General features: G+C 63.0%; 20 protein-coding genes. All 20 read left to right on the top strand.

Annotated features, from left to right (window positions below):
• Position 1 precedes the first annotated feature (1 nt).
• A complete protein-coding gene (locus NTZ43_09940) occupies positions 2-1,999 on the top strand; it encodes a hypothetical protein (GenBank protein ID MCX5767527.1) in 1,998 nt (665 codons plus the stop codon).
• Complete coding sequence (locus NTZ43_09935; GenBank protein MCX5767526.1) at positions 1,996-2,685, top strand: hypothetical protein; 690 nt, start codon at positions 1,996-1,998, stop codon at positions 2,683-2,685. The genes NTZ43_09940 and NTZ43_09935 overlap by 4 nt, the downstream gene beginning before the upstream one ends.
• Positions 2,686-2,702: 17 nt before the next feature.
• The gene (locus NTZ43_09930) at positions 2,703-4,034 is read left to right on the top strand and encodes a flagellar hook protein FlgE (protein MCX5767525.1); all 1,332 of its coding nucleotides are present in this window, start codon (positions 2,703-2,705) and stop codon (positions 4,032-4,034) included.
• Positions 4,035-4,353: 319 nt separating this feature from the next.
• Positions 4,354-4,878, top strand: a complete 525-nt coding sequence (locus NTZ43_09925) for a flagellar basal body-associated FliL family protein (GenBank protein MCX5767524.1) — start codon at positions 4,354-4,356, stop codon at positions 4,876-4,878.
• 12 nt (positions 4,879-4,890) lie between these two features.
• Positions 4,891-5,880 (top strand): FliM/FliN family flagellar motor switch protein, encoded by a 990-nt coding sequence (locus NTZ43_09920; GenBank protein ID MCX5767523.1) that lies wholly within the window; start codon positions 4,891-4,893, stop codon positions 5,878-5,880.
• 19 nt (positions 5,881-5,899) lie between these two features.
• On the top strand, positions 5,900-6,220 hold the full coding sequence (gene fliN, locus NTZ43_09915) for a flagellar motor switch protein FliN (GenBank protein MCX5767522.1): 321 nt from the start codon (positions 5,900-5,902) through the stop codon (positions 6,218-6,220).
• A complete protein-coding gene (gene fliP / locus NTZ43_09910) occupies positions 6,217-7,482 on the top strand; it encodes a flagellar type III secretion system pore protein FliP (GenBank protein MCX5767521.1) in 1,266 nt (421 codons plus the stop codon). Before fliN ends, fliP begins: the two co-directional genes overlap by 4 nt.
• Entirely contained in the window at positions 7,482-7,751 is a 270-nt protein-coding gene (gene fliQ, locus NTZ43_09905; GenBank protein ID MCX5767520.1) for a flagellar biosynthesis protein FliQ, read from the top strand. Before fliP ends, fliQ begins: the two co-directional genes overlap by 1 nt.
• The gene (fliR, locus tag NTZ43_09900) at positions 7,748-8,548 is read left to right on the top strand and encodes a flagellar biosynthetic protein FliR (protein MCX5767519.1); all 801 of its coding nucleotides are present in this window, start codon (positions 7,748-7,750) and stop codon (positions 8,546-8,548) included. The genes fliQ and fliR overlap by 4 nt, the downstream gene beginning before the upstream one ends.
• A 9-nt stretch (positions 8,549-8,557) precedes the next feature.
• Positions 8,558-9,658 carry an EscU/YscU/HrcU family type III secretion system export apparatus switch protein gene (locus NTZ43_09895; GenBank protein ID MCX5767518.1) on the top strand — a complete coding sequence of 367 codons (1,101 nt, stop codon included), beginning with the start codon at positions 8,558-8,560 and terminating at the stop codon, positions 9,656-9,658.
• Positions 9,655-11,736, top strand: coding sequence for a flagellar biosynthesis protein FlhA (gene flhA / locus NTZ43_09890; GenBank protein MCX5767517.1), 2,082 nt, complete (start codon positions 9,655-9,657; stop codon positions 11,734-11,736). Before NTZ43_09895 ends, flhA begins: the two co-directional genes overlap by 4 nt.
• A complete protein-coding gene (locus NTZ43_09885) occupies positions 11,726-12,550 on the top strand; it encodes a hypothetical protein (GenBank protein ID MCX5767516.1) in 825 nt (274 codons plus the stop codon). The genes flhA and NTZ43_09885 overlap by 11 nt, the downstream gene beginning before the upstream one ends.
• Positions 12,547-13,299 (top strand): hypothetical protein, encoded by a 753-nt coding sequence (locus tag NTZ43_09880; GenBank protein MCX5767515.1) that lies wholly within the window; start codon positions 12,547-12,549, stop codon positions 13,297-13,299. The genes NTZ43_09885 and NTZ43_09880 overlap by 4 nt, the downstream gene beginning before the upstream one ends.
• Before the next feature lies 1 nt (position 13,300).
• The gene (locus tag NTZ43_09875) at positions 13,301-14,062 is read left to right on the top strand and encodes a FliA/WhiG family RNA polymerase sigma factor (GenBank protein ID MCX5767514.1); all 762 of its coding nucleotides are present in this window, start codon (positions 13,301-13,303) and stop codon (positions 14,060-14,062) included.
• A gap of 170 nt (positions 14,063-14,232) precedes the next feature.
• Positions 14,233-14,979 (top strand): flagellar hook-basal body protein, encoded by a 747-nt coding sequence (locus tag NTZ43_09870; protein ID MCX5767513.1) that lies wholly within the window; start codon positions 14,233-14,235, stop codon positions 14,977-14,979.
• Between the two features lie 14 nt (positions 14,980-14,993).
• On the top strand, positions 14,994-15,782 hold the full coding sequence (flgG, locus tag NTZ43_09865; GenBank protein MCX5767512.1) for a flagellar basal-body rod protein FlgG: 789 nt from the start codon (positions 14,994-14,996) through the stop codon (positions 15,780-15,782).
• A gap of 2 nt (positions 15,783-15,784) precedes the next feature.
• The gene (flgA, locus tag NTZ43_09860; GenBank protein MCX5767511.1) at positions 15,785-16,252 is read left to right on the top strand and encodes a flagellar basal body P-ring formation chaperone FlgA; all 468 of its coding nucleotides are present in this window, start codon (positions 15,785-15,787) and stop codon (positions 16,250-16,252) included.
• Between the two features lie 11 nt (positions 16,253-16,263).
• On the top strand, positions 16,264-16,911 hold the full coding sequence (locus NTZ43_09855; GenBank protein MCX5767510.1) for a flagellar basal body L-ring protein FlgH: 648 nt from the start codon (positions 16,264-16,266) through the stop codon (positions 16,909-16,911).
• Complete coding sequence (locus NTZ43_09850) at positions 16,908-17,960, top strand: flagellar basal body P-ring protein FlgI (GenBank protein ID MCX5767509.1); 1,053 nt, start codon at positions 16,908-16,910, stop codon at positions 17,958-17,960. Before NTZ43_09855 ends, NTZ43_09850 begins: the two co-directional genes overlap by 4 nt.
• The gene (locus NTZ43_09845; GenBank protein MCX5767508.1) at positions 17,957-18,304 is read left to right on the top strand and encodes a rod-binding protein; all 348 of its coding nucleotides are present in this window, start codon (positions 17,957-17,959) and stop codon (positions 18,302-18,304) included. The genes NTZ43_09850 and NTZ43_09845 overlap by 4 nt, the downstream gene beginning before the upstream one ends.
• Positions 18,305-18,312 lie beyond the last annotated feature (8 nt).

The following is an 18,312-nucleotide window of genomic DNA, read 5'->3' as shown; positions in this document are numbered from 1 at the left end:
CATGCCGACCTTCGCGCCTTCGGGCGCGCCCGTGGGAGGAGGAGCGCCATTCTCGGCGATGCCGGGGAGCGGTGCGGACTCGCAGCGGATGGATGGTACGTTGCCCTCGGCTACGCACGCGCGTTTTGCCGGGCTACTCGCGCGTGTGTTGAAGCCGAACGCAAACGCTGAGAGCGACAACGTTTCGAGTGACGGTACGATCCTGCCCCCGAGCGAAGGTTCGGTCATGACCGTGTCGTCGGATAATGCGCAAATGCCGGTCGATGCTTCGTCGCAGTCGTCGTCTGGCGATGGCACGGTGCAGAGCGATGCGAATGTTTCCACAGCCGATGCGGCGTCCAGTTCGGCCGCGCTCGTAGACGAAAATGCTGGCGCTGTGACCCCACGGCATGCCGCGACCGATGCGCTACGTGAACTGATCGCGCGCGTAGCCGGTGATTCTGACGCTAAGGCGGCAGATGCTAAGGCGGCAGATGCTAAGGCGGCAGATGCCGCTGCGGCAACTGCCACAGCGTTGACCACCGACGCGAAGGCCGCATCGGCCGACGCTTCGACCGCTGCTCCGACCGATGCTTCGTCGACGGATTTGACCGGAGCCGCAACCAACGCCGCGGGCGCATCTCCACTCGACGCCAGCCGCGCACTCGCTGCGGTTGATCCGACACTTATCGTGCGTGATGTGAGTTCGCTGCAGCCGGAGTTCCGCGCGAAAGTAGAACGCGTCATCGAGCGAATGAAGGACGAGTTCGGACACGACGTCACGGTCAATGAGGCGTGGAGAAGTCAAACGCGCCAGGATTATCTTGCCGAACAGGGGCGTACACGTCCCGGTCCGGTGGTCACTTGGACGCGTGCGTCGCAGCACTCCGCTGGCGCCGCCGCAGATCTTGTAGTGGACGGTAAGTGGGACAATGCGGCTGGGTATCAGCACTTAGCCCAGGTTGCGCAGGAAGAAGGGCTGCAGACACTCGGACCGCGCGACCCAGGACATGTGCAGCTGCCGGGTGGTCGTTCGGTGAGCGACATTGGCAAGTTTGCGACTGTGACTGACGTGCAGATTGCAGCGACGGTGAACCCCGCCGCTGACACGGCCACGAACGCTAGAGCTGTTGCGTCCTTGACGCAGGAATTGCCAGCGTCGGCAGCCGCGCTGAACGTGGCGCGGGTGGCCCGTGTGGCAGCTGTTGCCGCTGTGGCCGGCGTGGCGCGTGCGGCGAATGTTGCCGCAACAGGAACGCCCGGCTCCGCAGCGCCCAGCTCCGCAACGCCCGGCTCCGCAACGCAGGTCACAAGTGACACGCTGGTGACCGTAGGCGGCACGCGCAACGACGCCAGCACGCGTGGCGATCGTGAGCGTTCGGCACCGGATCGTCAAGGCGCTGCGGTTCGGAGCGCCTCGGATGCATCGACGTCGCCGACTGATTCGCGCGAGCCGCGTACTCCGGAAGCGCGCCTGGCCGACCTTCGGTCTATTGGCAGTGAGATGACGCGTGCGTTGGTGACACCAACGGAAGGATCGGGACTTGTGGGTACCAGCGCGGCATCGCGTGTGGACCAGGTGCTCGCCCTGCAGGATGCGCGCGACGCGCAGCCGGCCTCGTTCATGACGCTCAAGATGGACAATGGTGAGGGCGGCGAAGATCGTATTCGCGTCGGGGTGCGCGGCTCCACTGTGGGCGCCACGATCGACGTACGAGATGCCGCCACCGCTGAACAGATCAACAACCGGATTCAGGAACTCAGTTCGGCGCTCGAAGCGCGGGGGTTGTCGACCGACGCCCTGCGGGTTCGCGCCTCGGCATTGATTGCCGGCAGTTCGGCGCCCGACTCCGCGCGCGGTCTCGCCGCGTCCGGCGCGGCTGCTCTCGCACGGCCCGGCACGCTTTTCGCAGAGACTTCTTCATCGTCGCGTTCACGCGGCGATGCTCAGGGACAGCGTTCACAACAGGACCCGTCCCGCAACCGCTCCCGTCGGGAGCAGAAGGGAGATACACCGTGACAGCACCAATCGGCAGTACGGGCTACACCAGCACCACCTCCGGCAGCACGGTTGATCCGCTGACGGCCGGCGCTGGCGGCGCCATGGGAAAGGATCAGTTCATCAAACTGCTCATTGCCCAGATGACGCACCAAGACCCACTCGCTCCGCAGGACGGGTCGCAGATGGCGTCGCAGCTCGCGCAGTTCTCCTCGGTGGAGCAGCTCCAGAGTATCAACAGCACGCTGACGGCGCAGTCCAACAGCAATGCATCGCTGGTCAATGCCATCAACAACTCGGCGACGCTGGGCCTGATTGGTAAGAACGTGGAAGTGGCTGATCCGCAGATCGCCGTGGGCGGCACGTCTCCCACGTCGGCGGCGGCGGTCAACATTCCGAACGGTGGTGGCAAACTCACCGTCCGCATCACGGATGCGAACGGCAACACGTTACGGTCACAGGACATGGGAAGTGTGACCAGCGGCAAGCACAGCTACTCGTTGACCACGCTCTCCGACGGGCTCATCCCCGGCACGTATAAGGTTGCGTTCGACTTCAAGGACGGCACGGGAAAGGTCACAAATCCCACGCCTCTTATCACAACGCGCGTCGATGGAATTCAGTTTGGCACGAACGGTGCAGTAATAACCAGCGGTACTCGAACCTTCTCGTCCGGGACGGTCGTGCAAGTGTTCGGCGCTAACTAAACCTCAGGAGTTCTTTAATGCTTCGTTCTCTTTTCGCCGGCGTGTCTGGCCTTCGGAATCACCAGATCCGAATGGACGTGATCGGCAACAACATCTCGAACGTCAATACAGTGGCGTTCAAGTCCGGTCGTGTCACGTTCAAGGAAGGCTTTGCCCAGCTATTGCAGGGCGGCAGCCGTCCGCCTGGCGATCAGGGCGGTATCAACCCGGTGCAGGTCGGACTCGGCATGCAGATCGGTTCCGTGGACACGGTGTTCTCGCAGGGCAACCTCGAAACGACCGGCCTCAACACCGACGTCGCGATTCAGGGCGATTCGTTCTTCGTCGCGCGAAAGGGAACGCAGAGCTACTACACGCGCGCCGGTAACTTCCAGGTGGACGCCAACGGTAAGCTTGTGTCGCCGTCGAACGGATTTGTGGTGCAGGGCAAGGTGGCCATCAACGGCGTGTTTCAAGAAGGCATTACGGACATTCAGCTTCCGTTCGGCCAGAAGACGGCGGCCAAGTCGACCTCGAGCGTCAAGCTCGCCGGCAACCTCGATGCATCCGCGCCGATCTTTGATCTGACCGATCCAGACGGAGCCGGCGCCGGCAACCCTCTCGTCGGTGGATTCGGAACGGATACGCGTGCTGTGGCCGCGAATGCCAAGTCGTGGACGGAAGCGTCGATCACGACCTTCGATTCCCTCGGCACCAAGTACGACGTCAAGGCGTATCTGTACAAGTCCGACGACAGTGAGTGGACGTGGGAAGTTGATAAGGCTGACCTGGCGGCGCAGGGTGTGGACCCCACCACGGTCGCGGGCGGCGGTGTCTTTACGTTCCAAACGGACGGCACCATGTCGTCACCGACACTCCAGACCATCACGTTTACTCCGCCCGGCGCTGCCGCGGTGAGCATCGCCATGGATCCGGGTGTCGGCGTGAACGGTCTCACGCAGTTCTCGGGCAGCACCACCGCCGTGCTGCGCGACCAAGACGGCTACACCTCGGGCACGCTCCAGAACTTCACGATCGATCGCACCGGGAAAGTGACCGGCGCGTTCACGAACGGCGTCAACGTCGCGCTCGCGCAGATTGCGCTTGCCGACTTCAACAACCCCGCCGGCTTGCTGCGCGTGGGCGATAACATGTACTCGGAGTCGTCCAACTCCGGCGGCGCGGTGCTCGGCTTTGCCCTCGAAGGCAGCCAGTCCACGCTCACCAGCGGCGCGCTCGAAATGTCGAACGTCGATCTGGCACAGGAGTTCACCTCAATGATCATCGCTCAGCGTGGCTTCCAGGCCAACAGCAAGGTCATCACGACGAGCGACGAACTGCTGCAAGAGCTCGTGAACCTCAAGCGATAGGCCGGATGGTCGGCGGACTCACACACTGATGTGATCTGAGCGGAGCAGAGCCAGACAGGAGGGGGAGCCGGTCCTACGGGGTCGGCTCCCCTTCTATATAAAGGGGCGGGCACATTGAGCCGCCAAAGACTCGGCAATTATTGCCGTATTTGACGCTCCAGCGGCATTATTTACGGCAATACACCATCCGTAGATATACTGTAACTCGTTGCGAATAAAGGGTTTGACTTAATAAACCTCAAGTCCAGTCTCGGTGGCACGGGGTCTGCCTATAGAGAGCTCGAAAGCAGTTCTCTCAGACTTTTGCCAGACCGAGATTATGGCTGACGAGCAGACAGAAGTAGTCGCCGAAGCAACCGAAGCCCCAAAGAAGGGGAAGCTTGGACCGATCATCATCGTCGCCGGGTTGGTTTTCGGCGTCGGGATGGGCGCATTCGTGGCAGGCCCGACCATCGCCCATCGGCTCGCTCCGCGACCGGCCGGCGACAGCGCGGAAGCTGGCAAGGAAAAGAAGGCGGAAGCGAAGGGTGAGGCTGGCAAGGAATCCCCGGTGCTACTGCTCGACAACCTCGTGATGAATCCGGCCGCGTCTGGTGGCCAGCGCTTTCTGCTCATCTCGATCGGCCTGCAAGTCAGCGATGCGCTGGCGCACGCTGAACTCAAGAAGCGCGAGATCGAAGCACGCGACGCCATTCTGCGCATCTTCGGCACCAAGACCACCGAAGACCTCTCCGACGTCTCGCAACGCGATGGCTTCAAAAAAGAAATCAAGACGGCTCTCGATTCGCTGCTCGGACCCAACGTGATCCGCGGCGTGTTCTTTCCGCAGTTCGTGCTTCAGTAGAGGGATCTCGACATGGCCGAAAAACTTTCCCAGACTGAGATCGATGCCCTCTTGGGCAGCAGCGCAGATCCGCTCGCAGCAGCCGACCCTGGCTACACGACGAGCGAAGATGTGCAGCTGTACGATTTCCGCCGTCCGCGCCACGTCTCCAAAGAGCGTCTCCGGACGCTCGAAGCGATGTACGAGCGTCTCACGAAATCGCTTGAAGCATGGCTGATCGGCCGCGTGCGCCGTCAGGTGGAACTCAAGCTGCAAAGCGTGGAGCAATTCACCTTCGGCGAGTTCACATTCTCGCTGCCGACGCCGTGCGCGTCGTACGGTTTTGACATCGTGAACGTGCCCGGTCAAAAGGGCGTGATCGACGTCGGACACGAGTTCGCCTACTTCCTCGTCGACCGCTTCTTTGGCGGCAGTGACAACCCGGCGCTGATGCAGCGCGCGATGACGCCCATCGAGCGGCTCGCCGTGCGTATGGTCGTCGAACGCATTTCCGGCCTGCTCGCGGAGATCTGGCAAGATTTCGTGGGGCTCGACCTCGCGATCACGACGTTTGAGTCGTTCCCCGAGATGGTGCAGGGCGTGGCCCGCGAAGATCCGGTGCTCGTCGCCAACATCCAGGTGAGCTCGGGCTCGCTCACCTCGCTGCTCGTGGTGTGCCTACCGCTCTCCGTGCTCGACAAGTTCTTCTCGTCCAGCGACTCCAAGCGCGTCAAGGAAATGACGGGCTCTGATGAGGAACGCCGTCGGACGCGCGAACTCGCCGAAGATTCGCTGCGCGCCACCAACGTGGATATCACCGCGCGGATGCCAATGTTCAACGTCACGATGCGCCAGCTGCTCAACCTCCCGATGGGCAGTGTGATCCCCACCGGCATTCCCACGGATACGCCGCTCGAGCTGCATATCGGCGGCCACAAGCGCTACAGTGCCGCCGCCGGCCGTATTGGCAAAAAGCTTGCAGTTCGACTCCTCGACGCCCCAGAAGCACCGGGCACCCGCTGACCTCTCTCTGACCACTGCCATGACTGACAGCCAACAGCCCAACTACACCGAACTCACCACGACCCTCAACGGCCAGGGTGAAGTTCCGCTCTCTATGCTGCTCGACCTCAACCTGCCCGTGTCGATCGAGCTCGGCCGCACCAAGATGACCGTGCAAGAAATCCTGCGCCTCGGACGCGGGTCCGTCATTCAGCTCGAGCGTCTGGCCGGCGAGCCGGTGGACATCTATGTCGGCGACCGTCGCTTTGCCGAAGGCGAAGTGGTCGTCATCGACGAACACTTTGGCATTCGCCTCACCTCCGTGGTGCAGGGCTTCAGCCCGATCGAGGCCGCCGCGTGACCATTGGGTCGTTCATTGGCGTGATGGGCATGCTCGGGCTTGTGCTCGGGCTGCTCGTGCTCACGCTCCGTTTGCTCAAGCGCTATGCGCCGACCACGGCGAGCGGCACCAGCCGTATGCCGCTCGAGGTAGTCCAGCGCTTGCCGCTCGGACCGCGTCAGGGCATCGCGATTGTTCGCATCGGCGAGCAACTCATTGCGGTGTCCATTGGTGAGGGCGGCGTCCGCACGCTGGTCGAAGTCGACACGCCGGCCGGCGCTGATGCGATTGCTGTTCCGACCACCACGGATGTTGCTGGCGGATTCGGCGGCACGTTGCGCCAAGCGCTGCGCCAGTCCACCGGACTGGTGTTCGCGCTGATGTTGGCCATCGGTTCGCTGCAGGCACAGAACGCCGCGCCGACGAAAGCCGCCCCTGTACAAAACGCTGCACCGACCAAGGCCGCGCCGGCTCAGCCATCCGCCGCAACCAAGGCGCCGACACAGAACCCTGCCGCCACGACCAAAACGGCGCCAACGAAAGCCGCGCCCGCCAAGGCCGCGACCGCTGGCCCGACTGTCGCACGCGCGGACACGATGATCGCCAAGCTCGCGCCGCGCATCGACCTACGCGTCGGCGAACAGGCGGGTGGCCTGCGACTCTCCGGCACCGTCGGCGTGGTCGTCATGATGGGACTGCTCACGCTACTGCCCACGGCCATCCTGATGATGACGGGCTTCACCCGCATCTTCATTGTCCTACACTTTCTGCGTCAGGCGATGGGCACGCAGAGTGCCCCGCCGGGGCAGTTGATTGCCGCGATGGCATTGATCCTCACGGGCTTCGTGATGACGCCGACGCTCACCGAAGTGAATCGCACCGCACTCGAGCCTTGGCTCGACGGCAAGATGGAACAGTCCACGATGCTCGCCGAAGGCGTCAAGCCGTTTCGCACCTTCATGCTGCGCCAGGTGCGCGAGCGCGATCTCGTGACCTTCATGAGCATCAGCCGCCAGCCGGCCGTCTCCCGCCCGGAAGATGTGCCGCTCGTCGTGCTCGTCTCCGCCTTTGCCACCAGTGAACTGCGCATCTCGTTTCAGATTGGCTTCGCGCTCTTTCTCCCCTTTCTCGTCATCGACGTCGTGGTGGCTTCCGTGCTCATGTCCATGGGCATGATGATGTTGCCGCCCGTGATGGTCTCCCTGCCCTTCAAGCTGCTCCTCTTTGTGCTCGTCGACGGGTGGTCACTGCTCATTCAGGGCCTCGTCCAGAGCTTCCGCTAATGTCTGATACCATCGTCGTCGACCTCGCACGCAACGCGTTGCTGTTGGCCGCCTCACTCGCAGGGCCGATGCTTCTCGTCGCCCTCATCGTGGGATTGATCATCAGCATTCTGCAAGCCGTCACGCAGATCCAAGAGCAGACGCTCGCCTTCGTGCCAAAACTCACCGCCGTGGCCATGGTCTTTTTGATTGGCCTGCCGTGGATGATTCAGACGGCGGTGCGCTATACCGCCGAACTGCTCCGCAGCATTCCGAATCTCGCGTCATGAACATTGCGGTCGCGCCCTTCGATCTGTTCTCCCGCGGCTCCGGAGAGGCACTCGTGCTCGCCGGTGCGCGCATGGGCGGATTGATGTTGGTCGCGCCGGCGCTGTCGGAGACCGTGGTGCCGCGCATGTATCGCGCGATGCTCGTGGTCATTCTCACCCTGCTGTTGCAGCCCATGGCCTTGTCGGCGATGTCGACGGTACCCCACATCACCGGCGCAACGCTCATTACGGAAACCGTCATCGGTTTCTCGATCGGACTGGGGGCGGCTCTTCTCATTGCCGCCGCCGAGACGGCCGGCGACGTGGTCGCCGTGCAGATCGGCTTGAGCGGCTCGGCGATTCTCGATCCGCTCAGCAACGAAAATCTGCCGGTCCTCGGCACCTTCATGCGGCTGTTCGCCGTCACGTTGCTGCTCTCGTTCAACCTGCACCTCCAAATGCTGTCGGCGCTCGCCGACTCGTTCCATGCGCTGCCGCTGGGTCAGCCCGTATCACTCCCGGGCGGAATGATGGCCATGCTGCAGCTGGGCGGAGCGCTCTTTGCCTTTGGGGTGCGCTTTGCGGCACCAGTGATTGCCGCCGTGCTCATCACCAACGTGGCGCTGGCCGTCCTTGGACGCGCGGCTCCGCAGCTCAACATTCTCTCAGTTTCGTTCCCGATTCAGATCGCCGTCGGCTTGCTGACACTGATCGCCTCCTTGCCGGCCATCGCCCGATTCTTCGGCGGATGGTCCGGTGTCTACGACGGCATGCTCAGCGTCGTTGCCCGCGGCTTTATGGCCGTGGCTATCCGCTGAGGCGCGATTATGGCAAACGATTCTGAACAGGAAAAAACCGAACAAGCAACACCGCGAAAGCGACAAGACGCCAAGGAAGAAGGCCGCATCCCGCGATCGCCGGAACTCGGCACCGCGGCGCTTATGCTGAGTGCGGCCTTTACGATCAACACCGTGGCGCCGGCGATTTCCGCACGAATGATCGAACTCTTTGCGAGCGGACTCCGTCAGGTGGGCGCGATGAAGGGCGGCGAAGGTGCGGCCGTGTCATTGCTGCAGCAGACGGGCCGTGAAACGCTGTACATCATTGCCTTTCTCGCAGCGGGTGTGGCCGTGACGGCACTCACCGTTGCCACCGTTCAGGCACGCGGCACCTTGACCATCAAGCCGCTCGGTCCGAACTGGGAACGCCTCAACCCGATGACCAACGCGGGTCAGATGTTGGGCTGGCGTCAGGTGGCGGAGTTGATCAAGGCGCTTCTCAAGGTTGCGATTATCGGTTGGGCCGTATGGCGCGCACTGTCGGCGGCGTGGCCGGAGTTCACCGAACTCTCGTCGAGAGATCCGGCCAGCTTGCTCGAGACGACGCGTCACTACTCCGTGAAGATGCTCGTCAGCGCCGGCCTCGCGTATCTCGTGCTCGCCGCGGCGGATTATCTGTTTCAGTGGTGGCAGTACGAAAAGAACCTCAAGATGAGTAAGGAAGAGGTTCGCCAGGAATCCAAACAGTCCGAAGGCGATCAGCAGATGAAGGGTCGCATGCGGGCGGCGGCGCGCGCGCGGATGCGTCGCCAGATGTTCCAAGACGTGCCGAAGGCCGATGTGATCATCGTCAACCCGACGCACGTCGCCGTGGCGCTGCTTTATGACGCTCTCAAGGCACCGGCGCCGATTGTGCTCGCCATGGGTCAGCGCAAGATCGCCGAACGCATCAAGAAGATCGCGTACGAGAACAACGTGCCGGTCATTGAAAACAAACCGTTGGCCTGGGCGCTGCTCGGGTCGGCGCAGGTCGGCATGATGATTCCCGCCGACTTGTACGCCGCCGTTGCTGAAGTCCTCGCCTTTGTGATTCGTCAGCGCGCCCGTCGTGGCGCGCCGGCTCGCTCTTCAACCGCCGTCACCGTATGAGCACCATGATCGTTCCGGGCCCGGATGTGCGCCGCGCGCGAATCGCCGAAGTTGGCGTCGCCGTGGCCGTCGTCTTCGTCATCGCCTTGCTGGTGGTGCCGCTGCCGCCGTTCATGCTCGACTTGTTCTTGGCGCTCTCCATTGGCGTGTCGCTGGTAGTCTTGCTCGCGGCGCTCTATACCACAGACCCGCTTGAGTTCAGCTCCTTCCCCGCGCTGCTGCTCTTGCTCACGCTCTTCCGCCTCGCGCTCAACGTGAGTTCCACACGGTTGATTCTTGGGCAGGGCCATGCGGGACAGGTGATTGAGGCATTCGGCAAGTTCGTGATCGGCGGCAACTATGCCGTGGGTCTCGTGCTCTTCCTGATTCTCGTTGGCATCAATTTTATCGTTATCACGAAGGGTGCTGGACGCGTGGCCGAAGTGGCGGCGCGCTTCACCCTTGACGCCATGCCCGGCAAGCAAATGGCGATCGACGCCGACTTGAGCGCCGGTCTTATTGACGAGGCCACCGCGCGCGAACGTCGCTCGATCATCAGCCGCCAAGCCGATTTCTTTGGCGCGATGGACGGCGCCTCAAAGTTCGTAAAGGGCGACGCGATTGCCGGCCTGCTCATTACGGGCATCAATATTCTGGGCGGCATCTTTATTGGTGTGGTGCAGCGCGGCCTCCCGATTGCCGATGCGGCTTCGACGTACACCATCCTCACCGTTGGTGAAGGACTCGTCGCGCAGATTCCCGCGCTGATCGTCTCCACCGCCGCTGGCCTGATGGTCACGTCCGCGGGTGGCACGCGCCTCGGCAACGTGTTGAGCTCGCAGCTCGGCGCGCAGCCCAAGGCCCTGTATATCACCGGTGGTGTGTTGGCGTCCTTCGCTATCATCCCGGGCCTCCCCACGATTCCGTTCTTGATTCTGGCCGGTGTGTTTGCTGCGATTGGTAAAGTGGCCACGGACGCTCAGGATCAGCGCGAAGCGAAAGCCGAGTCGGAGCGCATTGTGCCCGAAGCGGCCGCACCGCCCGCACCGTCGCCGCTCAAGGACTTGCTGCAACTCGACCCGATCGAAATCGAAGTGGGCTACGCGCTCATTCCGATCATCGACGAGTCGCAGGGCGGCGACCTGCTCGAACGCATTAGCCTCCTCCGCAAGCAGGCCGCGGTGGACCTCGGCATTCTGGTGCCGGCCATTCGCATTCGCGATGACGTCCGTCTGCCGGCCAACGAATACATCATCAAGCTCCGCGGCTCCGAAGTCGCGCGCGCCGAGGTGCTCCCGCGCTTTGTGCTCGCGCTCGATACTGGCGCTGTGCTCGAGCCGATTGACGGCGTCGAAGCATCGGATCCGAGTTTCGGTATGCCGGCGCGTTGGATCAATCCGTCGCGCCGCACCGAGGCTGAAGCGCTGGGCTACGTCGTAGTTGAACCGACCACGATGGTGGCCACGCACTTGATGGAGACCATCAAGGCCAACGCCGCTGAACTGCTCGGTCGCCAGGACGTGCAGGAAATGGTCGAGACGCTCAAGCGGACGCATCCGGCACTTGTTGAAGAAGTCGTGCCTGCCAAAATCTCACTGGGCATTCTGCACCGCGTGCTGCAGCGCCTTCTCCGTGAGCGCGTTCCGATTCGCGACCTGGTCACGATTCTCGAAGCGCTCGGCGACAATGCCGACGTGGTCAAAGATCCGGAACAGCTCACCGAGCACGTGCGCCGTTCGCTCGGCAACGTCATTGCCAATCAGTTCATGGGCGAAGACGGCGCGCTGCGCGGCATTACGCTTGGACCGCGCCTCGAGGCATCGCTCATGGGGCTCTTTGCTCCGCGCTCGGCTCAGCCTGGCACGAGCCTGCTCACGCCCGATTCTTTGGCTGGACTGCTCCGCGAACTGCAGAACCTTATGGCCGCCGCGCCCGACGCGCGCACGATGCCGCTCTTCGTGCCGCCCGGTCTCCGCGTTGGCGTACGTCGTCTGATTGAGCCTGTGATGCCGCAGCTGCCCGTGGTATCGCTCGCGGAACTGCCACCGTTCGTCAACCTGAGCACTATCGGGACGTGGGAGCTGAAACATGCGGCTTGAACGATTCCGTGGCCGAGATCTGGCCACCGTGTACCGCGACGTAAGCCTGACACTCGGCGACGACGCCATGATCGCGCACTCGCGCGTGGTGCGCGAGGGCCGACAGACATTTATCGAAGTCGTCGCCGTGGACGCGCGCGAGATCGCCCGCTTTCGCCGGCAGCTGACTCCAGCCGCACCTCCCGTATTCGCACCACGTGGCGTGCGCCGCGATCGTCCATATGTCGTAGCCCTCGTGGGGCCAACGGGCGGCGGCAAGACACTCACGGCACAGAAGCTCGCCGTGAGTGATGATGCGTTTGGAGCGTCGCGCGCCGGTCTGCTCGTGATTGATCCGGACCGGAGCGGCACGTTTGAGAGCCTTATTCGCTTTGCCGACGCGCACGACTTGGACGTCGAAGTCGTGCACGACCAGAAGAGCATTCACACCGCGCAGCGCCGCCTCGCGGCGTGTGACGTGATTATTGTCGACACGCCCGGCTGCGCGCCGCGTGCCGCACGCGCCGTATGGCGTTCGATGCTCCGCGAGATCAATCCAGACGAAACGCATCTCGTTTTTCCGGCTACGACGCGCTTTGATCTCGCGTCGCACATTCGCGAAGACGCCGAATCGCTCGGCGTGTCGCACGCGTTGCTGACGAAGCTCGATGAAGTGCCCAACGACGCCAATCTCGCAATGATCGCGAGCGCGCTGAGTCTGCCCGCCCGTTGGATTACTGATGGCCAGCTGGCCGGCGGTGATCTCCACTTGGCCGGGCCGATGATTATCAACGCGTTTGATGTGGCACCGGACGAACAGGTCGCATTCGCATGACCGCACCGCGTTCGTTCAACGGTCGACGCGCAGCGGCGCAACTTGGCGACACGCGCATCATCGCGGTGAGTGCGCCACGCCGAGGATCTGGCGTGTCGGTGATGGCTATGCTCATGGCCGTAACTGCCGGTGCGGAGTCACGGCGCACGATGCTCGTCGGCACCGCCAACGATGCGGATGAACGTGCCAAAATGCTCGGCGATTCTGCCGACCAGCTCGGCATCAGCACGGCAATGCTTGCCGGGGGGGATAGTCGCTCCGCGGTCAGGAAACTCCTGCCAGCGTTTCGCGAACATGAAGTGGTGGTGATCGATGCTGGCTCGCAGCACGACATGATCAGTGCTGTGGCGAGCACGCTGGATGCGCACCACTTGGTGGTGAGCGCGAGTATTGACGCTGGCTCGCTCGCGGCAGCGTACGCCGTGGTGAAGTCCATTCACGAAGCCGCTCCGCTCGCGGTGATTGATTTTGCCGTCAATCGCCAAGATACCGCACGCGGTCTTGACGCATTTCGATCGGTGCAAAGTGCCGCTTCGCGGTTCCTCAACCGCGAACTGCGATACGCTGGCACGATTCCTGAAGATGAAGAGTTGCGGGCGGCTATTCTTGCCGCCCATCCGCTCCCGTATGTCGCTGACCGGTTCCGCGCCGGACAAACCGGATTAGAGATCGCAGCACGACTGGTTACTGAAATCACCACCACAGCGTTCGCTTCCCATGCGGCGCGCCAGCATTCCTGGAGAGACTGAGATGATGGACCTCGATCCGATCTGGACGCGTTACCAGAAGGGCGACGCCGATGCCCGCCAGCAGTTATTGAACGAGCACCTCGGCCTTGTGTACTTCGTCGCTCGTCAGCTCGCGTCCGGCCTTGGCGCCGACGTGGAGTTCGACGAGTTCGTGAGCGCCGGCACGCTTGGCCTCATGAGCGCGCTTGAGAGCTTTGAGCCCAGTCGTGGTCTTGCTTTCAGCACCTTTGCCGCCCCGCGTATTCGCGGCGCGATCCTCGACGAGCTCCGTCGCCAGGATCACGTGCCGCGCTCCATTCGCCGCAAGTCGCGGCAGATCAGCGTGGCGCACGAACAGGCGAGCCGCACCATCGGCCAGGATGCCAGCGACAAGGAAACCGCTACAGCGCTTGGCGTCGATGTGCAGACGCTCTGGAAGTGGCAGGCCGACATCGAAGGCGCGGTCCATATTCCGCTGGACCGCAGCACACGCGAGAACAACGAAGAGTCGCCGACCCCCGCCGAAACGCTGTCGAGCCCAGATGAAGAAGGGGTTGAGGAGCGCATCAACTTCGACCAGGAAGTCGACATTCTGCGATCGGCCATCCAAGGGCTCGGTGAGCAGGAGCGCATTGTGCTGACGCTGTACTATTTCGAAGAGCTCAAGCTCCATGAAATCGCGGCGATTCTTGAACTCACGGAATCGCGGGTGTCGCAGATCCGGTCCAAGGCGCTTGGCCGGCTCCGCAAGCAGCTTCAGCCGCTCCGGGCGAACGTCGCCTGAAAGGACCAACCGGGTAGGCCAAGTACCCGGCAAAATCTTCCTAAATGAACACCCCGGCCCCGCTCAGGTGGCGCCGGGGTGTTTCTGTAAGTGATTGTAAATCAACAGGTTAGCGAGCGAGCGGCGTGGCACGGACGTTGCACTTGTAGTTGGCGAACCGGAGGATCAAGATGGGTACTGGAATTCGTCCAACTGGACTCGACAACGCCGCCGCGGCACTCCGCTATCTGGAGCGCCGCCAGGAAGTCGTGGCCAACAACCTCGCCAACATCAATACGGACGGCTTCAAGGGGGAGCGCGCTTTTGCGCGTCTCCTCTCGGACGGCAGTACGCCGGCCGTTGAAACCGCCACTGACTTTCGCGCCGGTCCCATGACCAATACCGGCGCACCGCTCGATCTCGCCATTGCCCGCGACGGCTTTTTCGTGGCGCAGGGCACGACGGAGGGAACGGCGGGTGAACGTCTGACCCGTGGCGGCTCCCTGCACCTCGATGACCAGTCGCGCATCGTGGATCAGGCTGGGCATCCGTTGCTCGGCGAAGCCGACGACGCCGGCGGTGTGGACGGACCGATCGTCGTACCGCATGCCACCAAGGCGCTCACCGTCAAAGAAGACGGCGCCGTGCTGGCCGACGGCAAGCAGATCGCGCGCCTTCGTATTGAAACCGCTCCCACGGGCTCCCGTCTGCAGCATGAAGGCGGCGGCCTCTTTATTCCCGGCGCCACGCGCCAACGCCTCGCCCCCGCCGACCGCTCGGTGCGTCAGGGTTCACGCGAGGAGAGCAATGTCGGCTCCATCGACTCGCTCGTTGATATGATCGCCGTCCAGCGCGCGTACGCCAGCGTGCAGAAAACTATCTCGACCATTGATTCGGCCCGCGGCATCGCGGTGACCGAACTCGGCAAGCCCAGCTAACTCCGGAGTCATACATGGATCCCGCTCTTCGTGCCGCCGCCACGGGAATGATGGCGCAGCAGACCCGCACTGAGGTCATCGCCAACAATCTCGCGAACGTCAACACGACCGGCTTCAAACGCAGCCGCGCACACTTTGAAGACCTGCTGTATCAAACGGTCCAAGGTGCGGCGGTTGTCAACGCCACCGACGCCAGCACGACGCCCGCCATTCAGGTGGGACGTGGTACGCGGCTCGCTGGAGTGGAGCGTATGCATTCGCAGGGCGCGCTCGAGCAGACCAATCGTCCGCTCGATCTCGCGATCCAAGGCGAAGGATTCTTTCAGGTGCAGCTCCCCAACGGCCAGACGGCGTATACGCGCGACGGTTCGTTCCAGATCTCGGATCAGGGCACGCTCGTGACGAGCGAAGGGCACACGATTGTGCCTGGCATCAAAATCCCTGCTGGCCTCGCCAATCTCGCGATCTCTCCCAACGGCATTGTGACTGCCACGATGAGCACGGACGCAAAGCCGGTGGAAATCGGCCGCATCGAGCTCGCGCGGTTTGCCAATCCGTCTGGGCTGCAGTCGATGGGCGGCAACTTGATGGCGGCCACGAGCGCGTCCGGCGATCCGGCCACTGGGTATCCCGACGAAGATGGCATTGGTCAGGTCTCGCAGGGTTACCTCGAAGCCAGCAACGTCGAAATCGTGCAGGAGATGGTGGATATGATCTCCGCCATGCGCGCGTACGAAATCAATTCGAAGGCCGTCAAGAACAGCGAGTCGATGGCTGACATCTCGAACAACTTGGTGCGCTAATCATGACGCATCGGGCGTTGCTCGCGGGACTCTTGCTCGTCGCCGGCGTTCGCGCTGCCGACGCGCAGGGGGCAGCTGCGTCGGCAACGCAGAGCGTGCAGGTGGCATCGGCGGGTCGTGTGGCCCCGGCCACGCTTCGCGCCGCGCGCGATCTGCCGCGGGGGCTCGTGCTCTCGCTCGGTGATATTGTCGCCGAGGCAGATGGCAATCCTGCTTCTATAGATGGCTGGATCACCCGTCGCATTGTCCGTCAGGGCGAAGCGTTGCGGGAGCCGGCAATTGCTCCGCCGCAGTTGGTCCATGCCGGCGCCCCAGTACGGGTGCAGGCGACAGTAGACGGCATTGTGGTTTCGCGTGATGGCACCGCACTCGGCCCTGGTGTGCTAGGGGAACGTGTGCGCGTGCGCTTGGATGCCCAACGCACTATTACCGGGACCGTGACTGGCCCCGCGACTATTTCGCTTCCATGAGGAGTTTCACGATGACCCCGTTCCTTCGCCGCGCGTGCTGTGCGGCAGCGCTGTTGCCGATGACCGCATTGGCGCTCGCTGCCCAGAGCAAGACGGCGCCCAAGCCGGTGGCGGATTCGTTTGCGCTACAGCCGCCGGTGCGTCAGTCGTGGACCTCAGACAAGATGCGCTACGGCGTTGGGGACATCATCATGGTGATGATCAACGAACGCACCAGTGCCAATGCCAACCTCACCGACAACAACTCGGAGAATCGCTCTAAGTCGCTCGGGCTGAACATTCGGCCGCCCGCTTCGCCTGGCGCGCCGTCGGCCAACGTCGATGTGAGCATGGACTTCGACAACAACGGCAACTCGCGCAAGGCGGGCCTCGCCAATCGCGGCAACGATTTCCGGTCGCAGATGAGCGTGCGTGTGATCGGCGTGTCGCCCCAGGGCATGCTGCAGATTCGCGGACATAAACTCGTGAACATCGACAAGAACCAGCAGGACGTCGTCGTCACGGGCTGGATCCGGCCGCAGGATGTGGATGCGGCGAGCAACGCCGTGCTCTCCACCAAGATCGCAGACGCGCAGATCGAGTACGCCCAAAAGGGTGGATCGCTCGGCACGCCGCGCTCGGGTATTCTCTCGAAGGTTCTCGGACTCGTCTGGCCATGATGTCACTTTCGTTTGTGGTTCGTCGCGCGGTATTCGCCGCTCTCCTCCTCTCGGTGGTGGCTGGTACGGCACGCGCCCAGGATGTGCGCGTGCGCGACCTCGTGATGACCGATGCCGCGCCGCCGGTGCGTTTGATGGGCTACGGTCTCGTGACCGGCCTCAACGGGACCGGCGATCGCGTGATGGGCACCTCCGGTTCGCGGCAGACCGTGCAGTCGGTGGTCAACCTGCTCCGTCGTTTCGATGTGGAAGTACCCGCTGAAATGCTGCGCACGCGCAATGTGGCGGCGGTGCTCGTGACGGCTGAAATCTCTCCGTACCTCCGCCCGGGCGGACACTTTGAAGTGCGCGTGTCGTCGCTAGGCGATGCACAGTCGCTGCGCGGTGGCGTGTTGTGGATGACGCCGCTCGTTGCGGACGCTGGTGGCAAGCCACTCGCCGGTGCGCAGGGTGCGCTCGTGGTGAGCGTTGGTGGCGTCAGCCGTCAGCAGGCGCAGCTGCTCACCACCGCGCGCGTCCCAGATGGTGGCATGCTCGAAGCCGACATGCCGCGTCCGCAGATGGCGACCTCCAATAAGTTGTTGCTGCGTGAACCAGACCTCGTGACCGCCACCCGTATGGCCGCGGCGATCGACTCGGCGCTAGGCGCCAAGGGGATTGCGAAGGTCGAGGATCCCGGGTCAATCGTCCTCGCGTTCAAGGACACCGCCGGCGGATTCGCGAATGCGCTCGCACGTGTGCGTGATGTGAAGGTGCGCCCGGCTCGCGCGGCCAAGCTTGTGATTGACGGACGCGACGGCACGGTGGTGGCAGGCGGCGAGTTGCTAGTGGGTGAAGCCACCGTGAGCCACGCTGGCATTACGCTCAGCATCGGCCCGTCAACTGATACGACAGCATCGGTGCGCGGCATGCGCGTGCCGACCGGTACGCCGGTGCAGAAGATCGCCTCCGCACTCCACGCCATGCAGGCAACGGCCAGTGAGATCGGCGCGATCTTCGAAGCCCTGCGCGACGTGGGCGCGATTACCGCCGAGGTGGTGCTCCGATGACGATTCCGAATGTGACCGGCGCCGCGACAGCGGCTCCGCGTCCCGATGAAGTGGAACGCCTCCGGAAAACTGGCAAACAGTTTGAGGGTGTGTTCGTGATGCAGCTGTTCAAGGCCATGCGTGACACCGTGCCCCAGGATGAAGGCGTCCTGAGCGGAGGCGCAGGCGAAGACATGTTCAACTCGATGCTCGACCAAAAGATGTCCGATAAACTACCCGAGCAGTGGCACCATGACTTGAGCGACGTGATGGTTGCGCAGCTCAAGAACCGGTTGTCCCCGCAGCAATCGCCTGTTGCCGAAAGTCCGAAGTTGCCGCGCCCTGAGGCGCCGGAGATCCGTTGACCAACGTG

This window comes from Gemmatimonadota bacterium, assembly GCA_026387915.1.
Taxonomy (GTDB): Bacteria; Gemmatimonadota; Gemmatimonadetes; order Gemmatimonadales; family Gemmatimonadaceae; genus Fen-1231.
This window is presented reverse-complemented; position numbering and strand designations above follow the sequence as displayed.

Coding starts and splice junctions, on each gene's coding strand:
- NTZ43_09940 (MCX5767527.1), top strand. CDS start 2: ATGCCGACCTTCGCGCCTTCGGGCGCGCCCGTGGGAGGAGGAGCGCCA.
- NTZ43_09930 (MCX5767525.1), top strand. CDS start 2,703: ATGCTTCGTTCTCTTTTCGCCGGCGTGTCTGGCCTTCGGAATCACCAG.
- NTZ43_09925 (MCX5767524.1), top strand. CDS start 4,354: ATGGCTGACGAGCAGACAGAAGTAGTCGCCGAAGCAACCGAAGCCCCA.
- NTZ43_09920 (MCX5767523.1), top strand. CDS start 4,891: ATGGCCGAAAAACTTTCCCAGACTGAGATCGATGCCCTCTTGGGCAGC.
- fliN (MCX5767522.1), top strand. CDS start 5,900: ATGACTGACAGCCAACAGCCCAACTACACCGAACTCACCACGACCCTC.
- fliQ (MCX5767520.1), top strand. CDS start 7,482: ATGTCTGATACCATCGTCGTCGACCTCGCACGCAACGCGTTGCTGTTG.
- fliR (MCX5767519.1), top strand. CDS start 7,748: ATGAACATTGCGGTCGCGCCCTTCGATCTGTTCTCCCGCGGCTCCGGA.
- NTZ43_09895 (MCX5767518.1), top strand. CDS start 8,558: ATGGCAAACGATTCTGAACAGGAAAAAACCGAACAAGCAACACCGCGA.
- flhA (MCX5767517.1), top strand. CDS start 9,655: ATGAGCACCATGATCGTTCCGGGCCCGGATGTGCGCCGCGCGCGAATC.
- NTZ43_09885 (MCX5767516.1), top strand. CDS start 11,726: ATGCGGCTTGAACGATTCCGTGGCCGAGATCTGGCCACCGTGTACCGC.
- NTZ43_09880 (MCX5767515.1), top strand. CDS start 12,547: ATGACCGCACCGCGTTCGTTCAACGGTCGACGCGCAGCGGCGCAACTT.
- NTZ43_09875 (MCX5767514.1), top strand. CDS start 13,301: ATGATGGACCTCGATCCGATCTGGACGCGTTACCAGAAGGGCGACGCC.
- NTZ43_09870 (MCX5767513.1), top strand. CDS start 14,233: ATGGGTACTGGAATTCGTCCAACTGGACTCGACAACGCCGCCGCGGCA.
- flgG (MCX5767512.1), top strand. CDS start 14,994: ATGGATCCCGCTCTTCGTGCCGCCGCCACGGGAATGATGGCGCAGCAG.
- flgA (MCX5767511.1), top strand. CDS start 15,785: ATGACGCATCGGGCGTTGCTCGCGGGACTCTTGCTCGTCGCCGGCGTT.
- NTZ43_09855 (MCX5767510.1), top strand. CDS start 16,264: ATGACCCCGTTCCTTCGCCGCGCGTGCTGTGCGGCAGCGCTGTTGCCG.
- NTZ43_09850 (MCX5767509.1), top strand. CDS start 16,908: ATGATGTCACTTTCGTTTGTGGTTCGTCGCGCGGTATTCGCCGCTCTC.
- NTZ43_09845 (MCX5767508.1), top strand. CDS start 17,957: ATGACGATTCCGAATGTGACCGGCGCCGCGACAGCGGCTCCGCGTCCC.